Source organism: Enterobacter sp. UNJFSC 003 (assembly GCF_036903355.1).
In the GTDB taxonomy this organism is placed as follows: domain Bacteria; phylum Pseudomonadota; class Gammaproteobacteria; order Enterobacterales; family Enterobacteriaceae; genus Enterobacter.
In genome coordinates, this window is the sequence record NZ_JBAKHK010000008.1 from 110362 (window position 1) to 128791 (window position 18430).

The window sequence follows — 18430 nt, forward strand, 5'->3', positions numbered from 1 at the left end:
CAGGGATATTTCATGAAACAAACACAACGTCATGACGCCATTATCGAACTGGTAAAAAAACAGGGATACGTCAGCACCGAAGAGCTGGTTGAGCAGTTTGCCGTCAGCCCACAAACAATTCGTCGTGACCTGAACGACCTTGCCGATCAGAACCGCATATTGCGCCACCACGGCGGCGCGGCGCTGCCGTCCAGCTCGGTCAACACCTCGTGGCACGACCGTAAAGCGACGCAAACGGCAGAGAAAGAGCGTATCGCCCGCAAAGTCGCGAGCCAGATCCCGAATGGGGCCACGTTGTTCATTGATATCGGCACCACGCCAGAAGCGGTCGCTCATGCGCTGCTGGATCACGAAAACCTGCGCGTCGTCACCAACAACCTCAACGTGGCCAATACCCTGATGCAGAAAGATGACTTCCGCATCATCCTGGCCGGTGGCGAGCTGCGCAGCCGCGACGGGGGAATCATTGGTGAAGCGACACTCGATTTTATCTCTCAGTTCCGCCTCGATTTCGGCATTCTGGGGATCAGCGGCATCGACAGCGATGGCTCTCTGCTGGAATTTGATTACCACGAGGTACGCACCAAGCGCGCAATCATTGAAAACTCGCGCCACGTTATGCTGGTGGTGGACCACTCTAAGTTTGGGCGTAACGCGATGGTGAACATGGGCAGCATCAGCATGGTCAATGCGGTTTACACCGACGTGATGCCGCCAGCGGGGGTGTTGCAGGTGATTAAAGATAATAATTTGCAGTTAGAGCTGTGCTGAGACGCCTTTCTCCCTCTCCCTGTGGGAGAAGGCCGGGGTGAGGGCATCAGGCTGCACGCACCTAAACCCCGTATCCCATCATCTTCAATAATTGCTGTGCATGCTGTACCGCATCCTGGCGATGCGCCACGCCCAGCTTCTGATACAGATTACGAATATGCGTTTTGATGGTGGTTGCCGCTACCGCCAGCTCGCCGGCAATCTGCTCATTGCTGTAGCCTGAATAGATCAGCCCCAGAACCTGCCATTCACGCTGGGTGAGCGGGCTGGTGCGGATAAGTTCTGGCACTTCCGGATGGTTGAGCAGGCGTTCAACGAAGTTCTCGTCGAAGTGGGCAAACTTGTGGCGATGGTGCTGGTTAATCTCGCGCAGGATACGCTGGGCGCGATGCTGATCCAGCTCCGGCAGCGTGTTGAGCTGAATCAGCTGGCGCAGCTGCTGCGCCATCACTTCCCCTTCAATCACAAAGTGGCTGATAAACCCGGTGCGGTTCGCCAACTGCAGCGCTTCCAGCAGCACGCGCTGGGCATCATTCTTACGCCCTGCCTGCCAGTAGAGCTGGTTAAGCAGCAGCAGGTTGCGGTTCAGATCGCTCATCAGACGCAGGCTGCGGGCGTTTTCGTTCAGCTCTTCCAGCACGATCTCGGCAGGCTCAAAATCGCCGAGCAGGATTTGCACGCGGGCAATGTTCCGCCACTGGCTTTGCAGGAAGTGGTTGTTGGCAAACTCAGGTTTTGGCGTATGGCGCAGCCAGTTGGCCGCGGATTTCTTGTCGCCAGTCATTTGCCAGTAGATCACCCGCACCTTATCGGCGTTTGACACCCAGTCGCTATGGTACTGACCGTTACCGAGCAGGTTCTCCAGGCGGTTAAGATGGTTACGTGCATTATCCAAATCGCCGCGCGCCAGCGAGCACTGCACCAGCAGCGCCAGGCATTGCAGCTGCTGCTGCGGCTGGAAGCTGGAAAGCACGTTCACGCCCTGGCGGGCACAGCTTTCTGCCTCGTCCAGGCGCGCCCACGCCCACATCAGCTGAGCGCGAATACGCAACAGGAACTCATGCATCGGCAGCTGTTCCAGATGCTGTTCACGAATGAGCTGGAACGCTTTTTCCTGATTCTCCCAGGCGGCCTGCAGGAACCCCTGAGCAAATAAAATCTCGCTTTGCTGAATCAGGCTCCATAGAGCGTAGTGCCAAACATCATGGCGACGCGCCATCTGTTCGGTTTGCTGCATCAGCGACAGAGAGCGCGTCAGGTCACCTTTGCAGTGCAGGACTTCACCGTGCACTGACGTGGCCACAATACGGCTGTAAAAGTTAGCCAGCGGCAGCTCGTCGAGGGCGACCATCGCCAGGCGTTCAGCCTCATCCGGGTCACCATCGTTAATCGCGACCTGCGCCCGCAGGGCGTTAAACTCGCCGTGCAGGATGGTATCCATCTCGCTTTCCATCTCCTGCTCGGCGCGCGCCAGCAGGGTATTGACTTCGCTGTAGCGATGCTGGCTTTGCATCAGCCAGGCCTGCAGCAGCACCAGACGCGGGTTCTCAAGGAGGCTTTCCCACGGCAGGGCTTTTAACGACTCTTCGAGCAGTGCCAGTTCGCTGTGGTTAAACAACCCCCACGCATGGTTAAGCAGGATATCGCGCAGCATGCTGGCATCACCGGCGGCAAGCGCGTGGTGAATTGCCTCGCTCGGGAAGCCTTGCGCCATCCAGCTTTCGGCGGCGGCACGGTGAATTTCCGGCAGTTCGACGGCAAGTTCCCACTGACAGCGTTGGCGCAGGAAGCTGCCAAACAGCGGGTGATAGCTGAACCACTCGCCGGGATCGTCCATTCGCGTCAGGAACAGGCCCTGACGTTCAATTTCTTCGAGCTGGAGTTGGCCGTTTTCACAGCCCGTGACGCGAACAATCAGCGCATCGTTCATGGATCGCAGCAGGGAGCTTTTCAGCAGGAAATTACGGGTTGCAGGATCGACGCTGTCCAGCACCTCATCCACCAGGTAATCGGAGAGATGGCTGGCGTTAATCCCGGCCAGACGACGTGCTGACTGATGCGCCGGACTATTATTCTGCCGCGCGGACAGAGCGATCAGCTGTAGGGCGGTGGCCCAGCCGGCAACGTCATCACACAGGCGGCTGCTTTCAGAGGCCTCAATCGGCGAGTTCAGGCGGCAGTCAAAGAACTGTTTGGCTTCCTGGTGCGTAAAGGCCAACTGCTGGCTACCCACTTCCAGAAGCTGATCGCGTACGCGCAGGTTGGCAATCCCCAACTGCGGCAGGTTGCGCGAGAGCACAACCAGGGTCAGGTTTTCCGGCTGATGGCGCAGGAAAAAACGCATCGACTCGTGGATAACCGGGTTGGTGATCAGGTGATAGTCATCAATCACCACATACAGCGGGCGATGCCATTCGGCCAGTTCGATAAACAGCTGTGAGAAAAGAGAGGACAGGCTGGCGTACTGGCGCTTTTGCACCATCACCTCACTGGCGACGCAGTGTCCGTTGGTTGCCTGCTGAATGGCGGCAATCAGATAGCTGGCAAAACGCTCTTGCTGGTTATCGCCCTCGTCGAGAGAGTACCAGCCAAGATCGCTTTTACCTGCGGCCCATTGCGAAATGAGCGTTGTTTTTCCATAACCTGCAGGGCTCGTAACCAGCGCCAGTCGGAAATTATGCGCGCCGGAAAGTTTAGCCAACAGACGCTCGCGGACCACGGTATGGTCAAGACGAACCGGGCGACTTAATTTTGACGGAATCAACATAGTTTTCACTTCACTGTGGGGAACGAGAAATTTATTTTTTTTGCGCTTCGTAATTAATGGATATAAGTTCGGCCAATAAGTTAACTATTGCAAGTTATGTCTGGGTTTTGTGGTGCTGAATTTGCACTCTGTCACAAAACATTCCGATAATGGCGGAACTTTGCCAAAAAGGCTTACATGCCGCGTGGCTGCTGGCTTGTAAGGTCTCATTGCTGCTGCGCTGTAACAGGTTTCAGAAAGGTATAGTGACGTCGAGGTAAATAAAGTTTGGGTAAAGTTATGCGATGTTAATAGTCCTATTAGATATTGCTTAGTTGCAGATATATTACTCTACGTAAGTAATCATTTCTCAGTGGTTTACTTTCCCTCGAAACTGCATTTCATTTTTTTGACACTCTCCCCGGTTATCTTTTTTCCTTCAGGGCACACTCCAACTATGCTCACAGAGTGGCCTCGATCACACTTTTATGCTCATCCCCGCTGCTCCTCCCTGTCTAATCCCCGACAGGAGGAGGAAGAGGAGGAATGAGCCAGGCACACTAGCATCAACATGTTTTTACTCTCTACAGGATGCCGATTCCCTATGTCACAGCCGACCTTCAACAAAGATCAATTTCAGGCTGCCCTGACGCGTCAGTGGCAGCGTTTTGGCCTTCATGCTGCAAAAGAAATGACGCCTCACCAGTGGTGGCAAGCGGTGAGCGGGGCGCTCGCAGAGCAACTGGATGCTCAACCGGTGGCGAAGCCTGTCAAAGGTCAACGTCACGTTAACTACATTTCGATGGAGTTCCTGATTGGCCGTCTGACCGGCAATAACCTGCTGAACCTTGGCTGGTATGAGGACGTAGGGGAGGTGTTGAAAGAGCATGACGTTACGCTCACCGACCTGCTCGAAGAAGAGACCGATCCGGCGCTGGGGAACGGTGGTCTGGGCCGTCTGGCAGCCTGTTTCCTGGATTCAATGGCCACCGTGGGTCAGTCGGCTATCGGCTATGGCCTGAACTATCAGTACGGTCTGTTCCGCCAGTCGTTTGCTGATGGTCAACAGATGGAAGCGCCGGATGACTGGCACCGTAATACCTATCCGTGGTTCCGCCACAATGCGCAGCTCGATGTGCAGGTGGGCATTGGCGGAAAAGTCACTAAACAGGGGCTCTGGGAGCCGGCTTTCACTATCACCGGTGAAGCCTGGGATCTGCCGGTGCTGGGCTACCGTAACGGCGTAGCGCAGCCGCTGCGCTTGTGGCAGGCCAAGCATGCTCATCCATTCAACCTGACCAAATTCAACGACGGCGATTTCCTGCGTGCCGAGCAGCAGGGTATCGACGCCGAGAAGCTGACCAAGGTGCTTTACCCGAACGACAACCACCTGGCGGGTAAAAAACTGCGTCTGATGCAGCAATATTTCCAGTGCGCCTGCTCCGTGGCGGACATCCTGCGTCGCCATCATCTGGCGGGCCGCAAGCTGGCGCAGCTGCCGGACTTCGAAGTGATTCAACTCAACGACACGCACCCGACGATTGCGATCCCTGAGCTGCTGCGCGTGCTAATTGACGAGCATCAGCTGAGCTGGGATGACGCCTGGGCGATTACCAGCCGCACCTTCGCTTACACCAACCACACCCTGATGCCAGAAGCGCTGGAGTGCTGGGATGAGAAGCTGGTGAAAACGCTGCTGCCGCGTCATATGCAGATCATCAACACGATTAACGACCAGTTTAAGATTCTGGTGGAAAAAACCTGGCCTGGCGACAAGGCGGTCTGGGCGAAACTGGCCGTGGTGCATGACAAGCAGGTACGCATGGCGAATATGTGCGTGGTGAGCGGCTTTGCCGTTAACGGCGTGGCGGCGCTGCACTCGGATCTGGTGGTGAAAGATCTGTTCCCGGAATATCACCAGTTGTGGCCGACCAAATTCCATAACGTGACCAACGGCATCACGCCGCGTCGCTGGATCAAACAGTGCAATCCGCTGCTGGCCGCTCTGCTGGACAAGACCCTGAAGAAAGAGTGGGCCAATGACCTGGACCAGCTGATCAACCTGGAAAAACAGGCTGACAACGCGAAATTCCGCGAGCAGTACCGCGCCATTAAGCGGGAGAACAAAGTTCGACTGGCCGAGTTCGTCAAAGTGCGTACCGGCATTGAAATCAACCCGAACGCGATTTTCGATATCCAGATTAAACGCCTGCACGAGTACAAACGTCAGCACCTGAACCTGCTGCACATTCTGGCGCTGTACAAAGAGATCCGCGAAAACCCGCAGGCCGACCGCGTACCGCGCGTGTTCCTGTTTGGCGCGAAGGCGGCACCGGGTTACTACCTGGCGAAAAACATTATCCTCGCGATCAATAAAGTGGCGGCGGCGATCAACAACGATCCGACAGTGGGCGACAAGCTGAAGGTGGTGTTCCTGCCGGATTACTGTGTTTCCGCAGCAGAACTGCTGATCCCGGCGGCGGATATCTCCGAGCAGATCTCCACGGCGGGGAAAGAGGCTTCCGGTACCGGCAACATGAAGCTGGCGCTGAACGGTGCGCTGACCGTCGGAACGCTGGACGGTGCCAACGTTGAGATTGCCGAGCAGGTGGGTGAAGATAATATCTTTATCTTCGGCCATACCGTTGAAGAAGTGAAAGCCATCAAGGCCAAAGGCTACGATCCGGTGAAATGGCGTAAGAAAGACAAAGTGCTGGATGCGGTGCTGAAAGAGCTTGAAAGCGGCAAATATAGCGACGGTGATAAGCACGCGTTTGACCAAATGCTGCACAGCATGGACAAGCAGGGCGGCGACCCGTATCTGGTGATGGCGGACTTCACGGCGTATGTAGAAGCGCAAAAGCAGGTCGACGTGCTGTACCGCGACCAGGAAGCCTGGACCCGCGCATGCATCCTGAACACTGCGCGCTGCGGCATGTTCAGCTCTGACCGCTCAATCCGTGATTATCAGGCTCGTATCTGGCAGGCAAAACGCTAAGGAAGCGCGATGGAGAGTAAACGTCTGGACAGTGCCGCGCAGGCGGCGGGGATTAGCCTCAGTTACATCAATGCTCACGGCAAACCACAGTCAATTGGCGCTGAGACCAAAAGACGTTTGCTGGACGCCATGCACAAAGCCGACGCGAAAGCGTCGGTTGCGCCGGTACCCAACGTGAAGGTGTTTACTGCGGGCAAAAAAATGCCGCTGTCGGTGGAAGGGCGCGGCGAGTTTAGCTGGCTGCTGACCACCGAAGAGGGGCATCAGCATAAAGGTCACGCGACCGGTGGCAAAGCGCTTATCCTTCCGGCTAAGTTGCCGGAGGGCTATCACACCTTAACGCTCACCCAGGAAGACCGGCGTTTTCACTGCCGGGTGATCGTTGCGCCCAAACGCTGCTATGAGCCGCAGGCGTTGCTCGAAGGCAATAAACTGTGGGGCGCCTGCGTGCAGCTCTATACGCTGCGTTCCGACAGCAACTGGGGCATCGGCGATTTCGGCGATCTGAAAAAGATGCTGGCGAATGTTGGCGAGCGTGGCGGCGCGTTTATCGGCCTAAACCCGATCCACGCGCTCTATCCGGCGAACCCGGAAAGCGCAAGCCCGTATAGCCCCTCATCCCGCCGCTGGCTGAACGTGATTTATATTGACGTGAATGCCTTAGAGGACTTCACCAACAGCAAAGAGGCGCAGGACTGGTGGAAACTCAGCACCACGCAGCAGGCGCTGAAGCAGGCGCGTGATGCCGACTGGGTGGACTATGCCACGGTCACCGCGCTGAAGATGGCCGCACTGCGCCTGGCGTGGAAAGGTTTTGCTCAGCGTGATGACGAGCAGATGGCAGCCTTTCGCCAGTTTGTGACCCAGGAGGGCGAAAGTCTCTACTGGCAGGCAGCGTTCGATGCGCTGCATGCGTATCAGGTGAAAGAGGATGAAATGCGCTGGGGCTGGCCGGTCTGGCCGGAAGCGTATCAGACCGTCGACACCCCGGAAGTGAAAGCCTTCTGTAAAAAACAGGCCGATGAGGTGGATTTCTATCTCTGGCTGCAGTGGCTGGCGTACAGCCAGTTTGCCGCCTGCTGGCAGGTAAGCCAGAGCTACAACATGCCGATCGGCCTGTATCGCGATTTGGCCGTTGGCGTGGCAGAGGGCGGTGCGGAAACCTGGTGTGACCGTGAACTCTACTGCCTGAAAGCCTCCGTCGGCGCGCCGCCGGACATTCTTGGCCCGCTCGGGCAGAACTGGGGGTTACCGCCGATGGATCCGCACGTGATGGCCGCGCGTGCTTACGAGCCATTTATCGATCTGCTGCGCGCCAATATGCAAAACTGCGGCGCGTTGCGTATCGATCACGTAATGTCCGTGCTCCGCTTGTGGTGGATCCCGTATGGTGAAACGGCCGATCATGGGGCTTACGTGCAGTATCCGGTCGACGATCTGCTGTCGATCCTGGCGCTGGAAAGCAAGCGTCACCGTTGCATGGTGATCGGCGAAGATCTCGGCACCGTGCCGGTAGAAATTGTCAGTAAGCTCCGCGACAGCGGCGTTTACTCCTATAAAGTGCTCTATTTTGAAAACGACCATGAGAAAACCTTCCGCGCGCCGAAAGCGTACCCGGAACAATCAATGGCTGTCGCGACGACGCATGACCTTCCTACGCTGCGTGGCTATTGGGAAAGCGGCGATCTGACGCTTGGCAAAACGCTGGGGCTGTATCCGGATGAAGAGGTGCTGCGGGGCCTTTATCAGGACCGCGAGCTGTCAAAGCAAGGGCTTCTGGATGCGCTACACAAACAGGGCTGTCTGCCGAAGCGTGCCGGACATAAGGCCTCGCTGATGTCGATGACGTCAACGCTTAACCGTGGTTTGCAGCGCTACATTGCTGACAGCAACAGTGCACTGCTGGGCCTGCAGCCAGAAGACTGGATTGATATGGCGGAGCCGGTCAACATTCCGGGTACCAGCTATCAGTACAAGAACTGGCGTCGCAAGCTCTCCACAACCCTTGAGAAGATGTTTGCCGATGACGAGGTGAACAGGCTGATTAAGGATTTGGACAAGCGCAGAAGGGCGGTGGGTAAGAAGCGGTAGTTTCCCTCTCCCAGAGGGAGAGAGAAGAGAAGGTAGACCGGGTGAGCGCTAGCGCCACCCGGCTTTTTTACATCAGATAACCATATTCAGCAGCAGAACCCCGACCAGACCACACACCGAAATAATCGTTTCCAGCATTGACCAGGACTTGATGGTTTCACCGATCGTCAGGTTGAAGTACTCCTTGAACAGCCAGAAGCCCGGATCGTTTACGTGAGAGAAAATCACGCTACCAGAACCGACGGCAATAACCATCAGCTCAGGGCTTACGCCCGTGGTGGCAATCAGCGGGGCGACGATACCACCGGCAGTGATGGCCGCAACGGTTGCTGAACCCAGGGCGATACGCAGTACCGCGGCGATAGACCAGGCCATAAAGAGCGGCGACACGTTGGTTTCATGCATCATTGCAGCGATGTATTTATCCACACCACTGTCGACCAGAACCTGCTTGAATGCACCGCCACCGCCGATGATCAGGAGCATCATGGCAATGATTTTGATGGACGAAGTCAGGGTGTCGTTGATCTGATCCATTGAACGACCACGGTTCAGACCAAAGGTGAACATTGCAATCAGCACCGCAATCAGCGTTGCCATGACCGGGTCACCCAGGAACTCGGCAACTGACAGGAACGCATGACCTTTTGGCAGAACCATCTCTGCGACAGCACGCATCGCCATCAGGATCACCGGTACCAGAGAGGTCCAGACGCTGACGCCAAAACCTGGCATCTCTTCTTCGGTGAAGGTTTTCGCGCTGTACAGACCTTCCGGGATGGGCTTATCAATGCCTTTCAGGAAACGTGCAAATACCGGGCCTGCGAGAATCACGGTCGGGATTGCCAGAATCGTACCGAACAGCAGGGTTTTACCCATGTCGGCGTGGAAAATGGTGGCAATAGCGGTTGGGCCCGGGTGCGGAGGCAGGAAGCCGTGCGTAACGGACAGCGCCGCTGCCATCGGTACACCCACGAACAGCAGCGGAATGTTTGCCGCAGCCGCAATGGTGAACACCAGCGGCAGCATCAGCACAAAGCCCACTTCATAGAACAGCGCAAAACCGACGGTAAAACCGGTTAATACCACTGCCCACTGAATGTGTTTTTTGCCGAATTTGGCAATCAGCGTGGTGGCAATACGCTGCGCGCCACCGCAGTCCGCCAACATTTTGCCGAGCATGGCACCAAAGCCCATGATCAACGCCAGGCTGCCAAGCGTGCCGCCAACACCGGCTTTAATGGAACTGATAACTTTAACCAGCGGCATCCCTTGCATCAGACCGACTGCAAGTGCCACCAGAACCAGAGCGATAAACCCGTTCAGTTTGAATCGGATCATCAAGAGCAGTAATAACACAACACCGATAGCGACGATGACTAATGGCATGATTTACCTGGCCTATGAATTGTTATGGGTAACGTCATTGTTTCAACGACAAATTCCGATTGTCCCAACTGGGAACAGAGCGTTAACGGCACTAATACTGATACCTTGGAAACTGTTAAGTTTAGTCGGCTGTTATGAGGGTGCTTAGTGCCCATGAGAATGATACGGGTAACATGGCGTGATTGAGAATCACCCTGGCAGGCTAAATTTGAATTATGAGACGCAGGTCAACATATAAGGAGGGGGGAGGGGAAACAGCCCGGCAGGCGGAGCGCTACCGGGCAAGCAACGAAGCACTTAGTAGTAAGAGTGCTCGCCGCGCTGGTGTTCGGTCAGATCGCGCACGCCTTTCAGTTCCGGGAACTCGTTCAGCAGCTGCTTTTCGATGCCTTCTTTCAGGGTCACGTCGACCATGGAACAGCCGTTACAGCCGCCGCCGAACTGCAGAATCGCCAGACCGTCTTCGGTGATTTCCATCAGGGAAACACGACCGCCGTGGCCAGCCAGCTGCGGGTTGATCTGCGATTGCAGCAGATACTCTACGCGTTCCATCAGCGGCGCGTCGTCAGACACTTTACGCATTTTCGCGTTTGGCGCTTTCAGCGTCAGCTGAGAGCCCAGTTGGTCGGTGACAAAATCAATTTCCGCATCGTCAAGATACGGCGCGCTCAGCTCATCAACGTACGCGGTGAGCTGTTCAAATTTAAGGGCAGTGTCGGTTGCTTCCACAGCGTCCGGAGGACAATAAGAAACGCCACATTCTGCATTCGGAGTGCCTGGATTGATCACAAACACGCGGATCTGCGTCCCTTCTTCCTGATTTGCCAGCAGTTTGGCAAAGTGCGCTTGTGCAGAATCGGAAATACGGATCATAGCTTTGGCCTAATAGTTGACTAAATTACCTGGGTATAATCATACGCCCATTGAAGAAGGGCTACAAGGTACGGCACAGACACCATACCTGAACCGACGCGGCACCGCTTTGCAAAAGCAGTCGGGAAAGTTCAGCAACGGTACTGCCCGTGGTGACGACATCATCCACCAGGGCGATATGGAGGCCGTTGACCGGTAATTCAAGACGAAAGGCATTTTTAAGGTTCCTTTTGCGCAGCCGGGCGCTGAGCTGGTGCTGTATTGCGGTGGCCTGAACGCGTTTAATCGCAGCCGCATCGTACCGACAGTTGAGCCAGCGGGCGAGCGGGCGGCAGAGGAGGTCACTCTGGTTGTAGCCGCGCCGCCAGTGGCGACGTTGATATAGCGGCACGTTCATCACCCTGTCTACCTTCGGCAACGCGCGGGTGCGTCGCGCGTGCAACACCGCCAGCAGCAGCAGGCGGGCGAGAGGTTGTGCCAGCGAGCTCTGGTGGGAGAACTTCAGATTATGGATAAGCCTGCTCAGCGGCGGGATGTAATCATCTACGGCAACCAGGGCGCTCCACGGCGGCGATTTTTTCAGGCAACGGCCGCAGGGCAATGTCTGGCTGAAGGCCGGTAATCCGCATTGCGGACACCCGATGAGACGGCCTTCCAGCGCGCGCGTGCAGACCGAGCAGATCCCCCATCCGCTGAGTGCAAGCGGCATTCGGCATAGCCAGCACAAGCCAGGCACTGTTAGCATATATAACCTCCATGTGAAAAAAGAGAACAGTAACTGATGAAGACGCTGTGGTGGCAGACCGTTGGGACGGGAAATTGTCATCTTGTGCTGCTGCACGGATGGGGACTGAATGCTGAGGTGTGGCGTTGCGTAAGCGAGGAACTCGCCTCGCAATTTACATTACATCTGGTGGATTTACCGGGGTATGGCCGCAGCCACGGCTTTGGCGCAATGTCCTGCGATGAGATGGCGGAGCACGTTTTGAATGCCGCACCGCAAAAAGCCATCTGGCTGGGCTGGAGTCTGGGAGGGCTGGTAGCAAGCCAGATTGCGCTGGCGCACCCTGAGCGCGTGCAGGGGCTGGTCACCGTTGCCTCGTCACCGTGTTTTGGCGCACAGGACGCGTGGCCGGGGATTAAACCTGAGGTGCTGGCCGGTTTTCAGCAGCAGCTGAGCGAAGACTTCCAGCGGACGGTGGAACGCTTCCTGGCATTGCAGACCATGGGCACCGAAACCGCGCGTCAGGATGCACGCACCTTGAAAAAGACCGTCCTTGCTCTGCCGATGCCGGAGGGTGAGGTGCTTAACGGCGGTCTTGAAATCCTGAAGACTACCGATCTGCGCGAGCCGCTAGCCTCGCTGACAATACCGCACCTGCGCATTTATGGTTATCTGGATGGGCTTGTGCCGCGCAAAGTGGTTCCGCTGCTGGATGCGCTATGGCCTGAGAGTGAATCGCGAGTGATTGCCAAAGCGGCGCACGCGCCGTTTATCTCTCATCCCGCTGAGTTTTGTTCAGCGTTACTCGATTTTACCGGCGAAGTGTCCACCACTCCCTGAGACAGGCTTTACCTTCCGGGCAACGTTTACAGCTGCCGGACAAACAAGCGTCCGGCTCTTCCTGAATACGAATTGCTTTGCCCATTGCTTCCAGTCTCTCCAGCATGGCATCGATCATCGGCTGCGGCGTATGTAGGCTGAGGCTGATCTGTTTGGCCTCCATCCGCCCCTGTAACGCCAGTAAATCACGAACCTGAATCAACGATGCCATTGTCGGACTCCTTAGTGACAGTCGCCTGCCGCACTGTTGCAGCAGCTGGCGGCGGTTTTGCGCGTCGCCAGCAGGTTGATATCAACGCGGCTACGGGCTCTGCGCAACAGGCCAATCACAACCACGTTGAACAGGACAACCGCCAGGATACACGTCAGGCTGTATCGCGGGTGCTGGCTGAAGTTGACGGTTTGATAAAATACCGTCGACAGCGAGTAGGCGATATTCAGCCCCCACAAGACAGAGAAGCCCATCCAGCCGCGGCTGGACTCGCGGGCAATCGCCCCCATCACCGAGATGCATGGAATATAGAGCAGGACGAAAATCAGGTAGCTGTAGGCCGCAGAGGCGCTGCCAAATTTCTCGCTCATCACGCCCATGGCACCGGTTGCCATTTCCCCATCACCTTTACTGGCTTCGATGGGGTTCGCCAGCACGCTCAGGCTGAAGGTGTCTTTCAGGCTCTGCCAGGTTTCTTCAACGGCGCCCAGCAGCTCGTTGCCGAGGTTAAACTCCGCCGGGTTAAATTCTTGTTCCTGAATATTTTCAGCGGTGTAGAGCGTGTTCAGCGTACCGACCACCACCTCTTTTGCCATGGCGCCGGTGAACAAACCCACGGTCGCCTGCCAGTTATCCTCATGCACGCCGATCGGTTTGAATACCGGTGTAATCACGCGGCTGACGGAGGCGAGGGCGGAGTCGTTGATGTTATCCGCCGCCTCGCCGCTCAGCGTAAAGCTGTTCAGCGCGCTCAGGAAGATGCTCACGATGACGATCACTTTACCGGCGCGCAGCACAAAACCTTTCAGGCGCTGCCAGGTCTGGATCACCAGGCTTTTGAGATGCGGCACGTGATACACCGGCAGCTCCATGACGAACGGCGATGCTTCGCCGCGCATGATGGTATGCTTGAGCATTAGGCCGGTCAGGATCGCCATGACGATGCCCAGCACGTACAGCGAGAAGACCGCCAGCGCCCCTTGCTGACCAAAGAAGGCCGCCGCGAAAACCGCGAAGATCGCCAGACGCGCACCGCAGGACATAAACGGCGCCATCATGATGGTCATCAGACGTTCTCGCGGCGCGTCCAGCGTGCGTGCGCCCATGACTGACGGCACGTTACAGCCAAAGCCGACAATCAGCGGAACGAAGGATTTCCCCGGCAGGCCCAGCGCCTGCATCAGACGATCCATCACGAAAGCCGCGCGCGCCATGTAGCCGGAATCTTCAAGGAAAGAGAGGAACAGGTACATCATGCCGATTTGCGGTACCAGCGGCAGGACGGTATTGATCCCGCCCCCGATACCCTGGGCGAGGAAGATGGTCAGCCATTCCGGGAAATGCAGGGTGTAACCCACCCACTGGATGCCGTGCACGAAGATTGCAACGGAACCGGCATCGAAAACAGGCTGTAGCGCCCCGCCGATGTTGATGGCAAGCAGGAACATCAGGTACATCACCAGTAAAAACACCGGCAGGCCGAGGAAGCGATTGAGTACCACCTTATCCACCGCGGCGGTAAAGCGGCTCGGCTCGGCAGTCAGGGCATTACTGACCACGTCACAAATTGCGGCGATGGCCTGATAACGGGCATCGGCGATGTGCAGCGCCGGGTCATCCAGCTCGTCGCTCAGATGCGCCAGCGCAACGTCCAGCTTATCTGCGGCATTGCCGGCGTAGGCACGGCTGTAGATATCCCCTTCCAGCATCTGCAGGCCCAGCCACTGGCGCTGTTTGGCGGGCATGGATTTATCCATTGCCTGCGCCAGCTTATCGGCTTCACGCAGTAAGGGCTGCGCATAGTGCACCAGCTCCACGCTGGCGTTGCCCGTATGACGGTCTATGGCAAGTTTCAGGGCATCAATACCGCGTGCGCGCGTAGAGACCAGCGGAACCACCGGGCAGCCCAGACGCGAAGAAAGCGCATCAATATCAATGCGTAGCTTTTGCTTTTCGGCTATGTCGAGCATGTTCAGCGCCACGATGCAGGGGATACCCAGCTCCAGCAGCTGTAACGTCAGGTACAGGTTGCGCTCAAGATTGGAGGCATCAACCACGTTGATGAGCAGGTCTGCATCGCCGCTCAAAATATAGTGGCAGGCGATTTGTTCATCGAGAGAGGTTTGTGACGAAATAGTGGTTAACGAATAGGTGCCGGGCAGATCCACCAGGGTGACCTGATTATCTGTTGTCGAGAACTGACCTTCTTTGCGTTCAACCGTCACGCCCGCCCAGTTACCGACACGCTGACGTGCGCCCGTGAGCTGATTAAATAATGTTGTCTTGCCGGAATTAGGATTGCCAATTAAGCCAATAGTTAATTTTTTCATTGTTTTAGACTCACTGAAACCGCTGGCGTGTTATTGGGATAAGGCTTCGACTTCTATTAATGCGAGGTCTTTCTTACGCAGAACCAGATTGACGCGTCGGGTTTCGATATGAACAGGATCGCCTAACGGGGCAACGCGCACGACCTGGAATGACGAGCCTGGCAGCATGCCCAGCGACAGCAGTTTTTGCCGATAGGCCGGGCTAATTTCGCGGGTAAAACCGGTAATTTTCCATGCACTGTCTGGAGTGAATTGCATAGCGCCTACTTTCACAAGAGGTTAAATAATCTACTATGCGATGATAATGAGAATAGTTTGTATCAGCAATAATAAAACTGTGACGGAATGTTGTTTGCGGTATTAATTTACGGCCTGTTTGACCTTGCTCAATATTTACTGAAATGCGGAGATTCAGAGAAGAGGGATATTTGTTAACGAAGTGATAATTTGTGGTTTAAATATGGATGTGCAATCGGTTTCATATATTACGGTACCCTATTGCACCCTCTCCCCTATGGGGAGAGGGTGAGGGGTTAGCGTTTTTTACCCATCGCCGCCGCCAGCGCATCCATCATCGCGCTATTACCCGCTGGCTGAGCATCACGCCCGCGCGGTTTTGCCGCTTTTGCTGCCGGACGCTGCTGCTCGCGACCACCGCCATTGCTGCCACGACGAGCATTGGTTTCACCCGGCTGCTCGTCCAAACGCATAGTGAGGGCGATACGCTTGCGCTGCAGGTCCACTTCCAGCACTTTCACCTTAACGATATCGCCTGCTTTGACCACGGTGTGCGGGTCTTCGACGAACTTGTCGGCAAGGGAGGAGATATGCACCAGACCATCCTGATGCACGCCGATATCGACAAACGCACCAAAGTTGGTGACGTTGGTGACAGCACCTTCCAGCACCATACCCGGCAACAGGTCATTCATCGTTTCGACACCGTCCGCGAAGGTCGCGGTTTTAAACTCTGGGCGCGGATCGCGGCCCGGCTTTTCCAACTCTTTGATGATGTCGGTCACCGTTGGCACACCGAACTGTTCGTCGGTGAAATCAACCGCTTTCAGGTTGCGCAGCGCGCTGTTGTCGCCCATCAGGTCTTTCAGCGCCTGCTGGGTGGCAGCCAGAATGCGTTCAACTACCGGATACGCTTCCGGGTGAACGGTGGACGCATCCAGCGGATTATCGCCGTGATTGATGCGCAGGAAGCCCGCACACTGTTCAAAGGCTTTCGGGCCCAGGCGGCTAACCTTCAGCAGCTGCTGGCGGTTCTGGAACTGGCCGTTCTCGTCACGCCAGGCAACAATGTTCTGCGCCATCATGCGGGTTAAGCCCGCCACGCGGGTCAGCAGGGGAACGGAAGCGGTGTTCAGGTCAACGCCGACGGCGTTAACGCAGTCTTCTACGACCGCATCCAGCTTACGCGCCAGCTGAGTCTGGCTCACATCGTGCTGATACTGGCCCACACCGATGGATTTCGGATCGATTTTCACCAGTTCCGCCAGCGGATCCTGCAGGCGACGTGCAATCGAGACCGCACCACGCAGGGATACGTCCAGATCCGGGAACTCCAGCGCGGCCAGTTCAGAGGCGGAATAAACGGATGCACCCGCTTCGCTGACGATCACCTTCTGGGCCGTCACTTTCGGGAACTGCTTCTGCACGTCAAGATAGAAACGCTCGGTTTCGCGGGACGCCGTACCGTTACCGATAGCGACCAGCTCAACGTTGTACTTTTCGCACAGAGCAGCAACGACGACGGCCGCTTTTGCTGCCTGGCCGGTGTGCGGATAGATCGTGTCGGTTGCCACCAGCTTACCGGTGCCGTCAACCACCGCGACTTTTACGCCGGTACGCAGGCCCGGATCGAGGCCCATGGTCGCGCGTAGGCCCGCAGGCGCGGCCATCAGCAGGTCGTGCAGGTTACGGGCGAAGACGTTGATCGCTTCGTCTTCCGCGCGCTCGCGTACGGTGCCCATCAGCTCGGTTTCGAGGTGCATCAGCACCTTGATACGCCATGTCCAGCTCACCACGCCTTTGCGCCAGCTGTCCGCCGGGGCGTTGTTCAGGCGAAGATTAAGGTGATCGATGATGATCTGCTCGCAGTGGCTCTCTTTCGGGGGTTCATCAAACTGCGGATCGGCGTTCAGGGAGAGCTGCAGCACGCCTTCGTTACGGCCGCGGAACATCGCCAGCGCGCGGTGAGAAGGGGCGGTTGAAATCGGTTCGTGGTGATCGAAGTAGTCGCGGAATTTCGCCCCTTCTTCCTCTTTGCCTGTTACTACGGTGGAGACGATATGGGCGTTCTTCCACAGATAATCTCGCACTTTCGACAGCAGGGCCGCGTCTTCAGAGAAGCGTTCCATCAGGATGTAGCGAGCGCCATCGAGAGCGGCTTTGATATCTGCTACACCTTTGTCGGCATCGACAAATTTGGCGGCTTCGGTTTCAGGATCGTGTGACGGTGCGTTCCACAGCAGGTCGGCCAGCGGCTCGAGGCCGGCTTCAATCGCAATCTGCCCGCGCGTGCGGCGCTTCGGTTTATACGGAAGATAAAGGTCTTCGAGTTCGGTTTTGCTCAGGGTGCCGTTAATGGCGTTTTCCAGATCGGTCGTCAGCTTGCCCTGTTCACCGATGGATTTGAGTATCGCCTGACGTCGGTCTTCCAGCTCGCGCAGGTAGCCCAGACGGGTCTCCAGGTTACGCAGCTGTGTATCATCCAGACCGCCGGTGACTTCCTTACGATAACGTGCAATAAACGGCACGGTGTTCCCTTCATCAAGCAGGCGAACGGCGGCTTCTACCTGTTCGGCCCTGGCCTGAATATCACCCGCAATAATGCGGCAGAGCGAATCTTTCATCATGGCTTTATCATCTTGTGGGTCAAAAAATCAGGGGATAGTTATACGGGCTGACACGGTAAAATGCCAGCCACGGAGGGCGCTCTCGGACTATTTAACGTACTCGATTTCGTTCACGTACCAGCTTGCTTCACCTGCTGGTGTCTGAACGACGGCCAAATCACCCACTTCCTTTTTCAGCAGCGCGCGGGCCATAGGTGAGTCTATGGAGATGTAATCCTTGCGGCCAAAAATTTCATCATAGCCGACGATGCGGAAACGCAGGGTGTTGCCGTCATCATTTTCAATCTCCACCCAGGCACCAAAAAATACCTTGCCCTCCTGCTGCGGGGAGTAATCAACAATTTTGAGGTTCTCAAGGCACTTGGTCAGATAGCGTACGCGGCGATCGATTTCGCGCAGGCGCTTCTTGTTGTACTGGTAGTCAGCATTCTCGCTGCGATCCCCAAGGCTTGCCGCCCAGGTGACTTTTTTGGTCACTTCCGGACGCTCTTCGCGCCACAGGTAATCCATCTCTTTTTTGAGTTTTTCGTACCCTTCGCGGGTGATCAGGGGCGTTTTCATGGGGCGACCTTCAGACTCGACATCATTGCAAA

13 protein-coding genes are annotated in these 18430 nt (G+C 56.3%); 4 read left to right on the forward strand and 9 right to left on the reverse strand.

The window, feature by feature from the left end; all coding sequences use genetic code 11:
- Nucleotides 1-12 precede the first annotated feature (12 nt).
- Entirely contained in the window at nt 13-771 is a 759-nt protein-coding gene (locus V5P19_RS17570) for a DeoR/GlpR family transcriptional regulator (protein ID WP_334405568.1), read from the forward strand.
- 61 nt (nt 772-832) lie between these two features.
- Here the strand turns inward: V5P19_RS17570 and malT are convergent, their stop codons facing one another.
- Nucleotides 833-3538 carry an HTH-type transcriptional regulator MalT gene (gene malT, locus V5P19_RS17575; RefSeq protein ID WP_334405570.1) on the reverse strand — a complete coding sequence of 902 codons (2706 nt, stop codon included), beginning with the start codon at nt 3536-3538 and terminating at the stop codon, nt 833-835.
- Nucleotides 3539-4121: 583 nt separating this feature from the next.
- Here malT and malP point away from each other — a divergent pair.
- Both malP and malQ read left to right on the forward strand, forming a co-directional pair.
- Nucleotides 4122-6515 carry a maltodextrin phosphorylase gene (gene malP / locus V5P19_RS17580; RefSeq protein WP_334405572.1) on the forward strand — a complete coding sequence of 798 codons (2394 nt, stop codon included), beginning with the start codon at nt 4122-4124 and terminating at the stop codon, nt 6513-6515.
- A 9-nt stretch (nt 6516-6524) separates the two neighbouring features.
- Nucleotides 6525-8606: a 4-alpha-glucanotransferase gene (gene malQ, locus V5P19_RS17585; protein WP_334405574.1), complete on the forward strand. Its 2082-nt coding sequence runs from the start codon at nt 6525-6527 to the stop codon at nt 8604-8606.
- A gap of 72 nt (nt 8607-8678) precedes the next feature.
- Here malQ and gntT read toward each other — a convergent pair whose 3' ends face one another.
- The 3 genes from gntT to gntX all read right to left on the reverse strand — a co-directional run bounded on the left by gntT (nt 8679) and on the right by gntX (nt 11613).
- A complete protein-coding gene (gntT, locus tag V5P19_RS17590; RefSeq protein ID WP_334405576.1) occupies nt 8679-9995 on the reverse strand; it encodes a gluconate transporter in 1317 nt (438 codons plus the stop codon).
- 297 nt (nt 9996-10292) lie between these two features.
- Nucleotides 10293-10868, reverse strand: coding sequence for a Fe-S biogenesis protein NfuA (gene nfuA / locus V5P19_RS17595; RefSeq protein WP_014072124.1), 576 nt, complete (start codon nt 10866-10868; stop codon nt 10293-10295).
- Between the two features lie 61 nt (nt 10869-10929).
- On the reverse strand, nt 10930-11613 hold the full coding sequence (gene gntX, locus V5P19_RS17600) for a DNA utilization protein GntX (RefSeq protein WP_334405579.1): 684 nt from the start codon (nt 11611-11613) through the stop codon (nt 10930-10932).
- 36 nt (nt 11614-11649) lie between these two features.
- Here gntX and bioH point away from each other — a divergent pair, with 36 nt between their 5' ends.
- The gene (gene bioH, locus V5P19_RS17605; RefSeq protein ID WP_334405581.1) at nt 11650-12432 is read left to right on the forward strand and encodes a pimeloyl-ACP methyl ester esterase BioH; all 783 of its coding nucleotides are present in this window, start codon (nt 11650-11652) and stop codon (nt 12430-12432) included.
- Here bioH and feoC read toward each other — a convergent pair.
- From feoC to greB, 5 genes are all read right to left on the reverse strand, one after another.
- On the reverse strand, nt 12404-12643 hold the full coding sequence (gene feoC, locus V5P19_RS17610) for a [Fe-S]-dependent transcriptional repressor FeoC (protein ID WP_334405583.1): 240 nt from the start codon (nt 12641-12643) through the stop codon (nt 12404-12406). The genes bioH and feoC overlap by 29 nt on opposite strands.
- An 11-nt stretch (nt 12644-12654) precedes the next feature.
- Nucleotides 12655-14973 (reverse strand): Fe(2+) transporter permease subunit FeoB, encoded by a 2319-nt coding sequence (gene feoB, locus V5P19_RS17615; RefSeq protein ID WP_334405585.1) that lies wholly within the window; start codon nt 14971-14973, stop codon nt 12655-12657.
- A 30-nt stretch (nt 14974-15003) separates the two neighbouring features.
- Nucleotides 15004-15231, reverse strand: a complete 228-nt coding sequence (gene feoA, locus V5P19_RS17620; RefSeq protein ID WP_010436417.1) for a ferrous iron transporter A — start codon at nt 15229-15231, stop codon at nt 15004-15006.
- A gap of 275 nt (nt 15232-15506) precedes the next feature.
- Nucleotides 15507-17837, reverse strand: a complete 2331-nt coding sequence (locus V5P19_RS17625) for a Tex family protein (protein ID WP_334405588.1) — start codon at nt 17835-17837, stop codon at nt 15507-15509.
- Between the two features lie 87 nt (nt 17838-17924).
- Nucleotides 17925-18398, reverse strand: a complete 474-nt coding sequence (gene greB / locus V5P19_RS17630) for a transcription elongation factor GreB (RefSeq protein WP_014072116.1) — start codon at nt 18396-18398, stop codon at nt 17925-17927.
- Between the last annotated feature and the right edge of the window lie 32 nt (nt 18399-18430).

Bases quoted from the DNA above. Each gene is read 5' to 3' on its own strand.
- nfuA (WP_014072124.1), bottom strand. From the start codon at position 10,868: ATGATCCGTATTTCCGATTCTGCACAAGCGCACTTTGCCAAACTGCTG.
- malP (WP_334405572.1), top strand. From the start codon at position 4,122: ATGTCACAGCCGACCTTCAACAAAGATCAATTTCAGGCTGCCCTGACG.
- malT (WP_334405570.1), bottom strand. From the start codon at position 3,538: ATGTTGATTCCGTCAAAATTAAGTCGCCCGGTTCGTCTTGACCATACC.
- bioH (WP_334405581.1), top strand. From the start codon at position 11,650: ATGAAGACGCTGTGGTGGCAGACCGTTGGGACGGGAAATTGTCATCTT.
- V5P19_RS17570 (WP_334405568.1), top strand. From the start codon at position 13: ATGAAACAAACACAACGTCATGACGCCATTATCGAACTGGTAAAAAAA.
- feoC (WP_334405583.1), bottom strand. From the start codon at position 12,643: ATGGCATCGTTGATTCAGGTTCGTGATTTACTGGCGTTACAGGGGCGG.
- gntX (WP_334405579.1), bottom strand. From the start codon at position 11,613: ATGCTAACAGTGCCTGGCTTGTGCTGGCTATGCCGAATGCCGCTTGCA.
- malQ (WP_334405574.1), top strand. From the start codon at position 6,525: ATGGAGAGTAAACGTCTGGACAGTGCCGCGCAGGCGGCGGGGATTAGC.
- feoA (WP_010436417.1), bottom strand. From the start codon at position 15,231: ATGCAATTCACTCCAGACAGTGCATGGAAAATTACCGGTTTTACCCGC.
- V5P19_RS17625 (WP_334405588.1), bottom strand. From the start codon at position 17,837: ATGATGAAAGATTCGCTCTGCCGCATTATTGCGGGTGATATTCAGGCC.
- gntT (WP_334405576.1), bottom strand. From the start codon at position 9,995: ATGCCATTAGTCATCGTCGCTATCGGTGTTGTGTTATTACTGCTCTTG.
- greB (WP_014072116.1), bottom strand. From the start codon at position 18,398: ATGAAAACGCCCCTGATCACCCGCGAAGGGTACGAAAAACTCAAAAAA.
- feoB (WP_334405585.1), bottom strand. From the start codon at position 14,973: ATGAAAAAATTAACTATTGGCTTAATTGGCAATCCTAATTCCGGCAAG.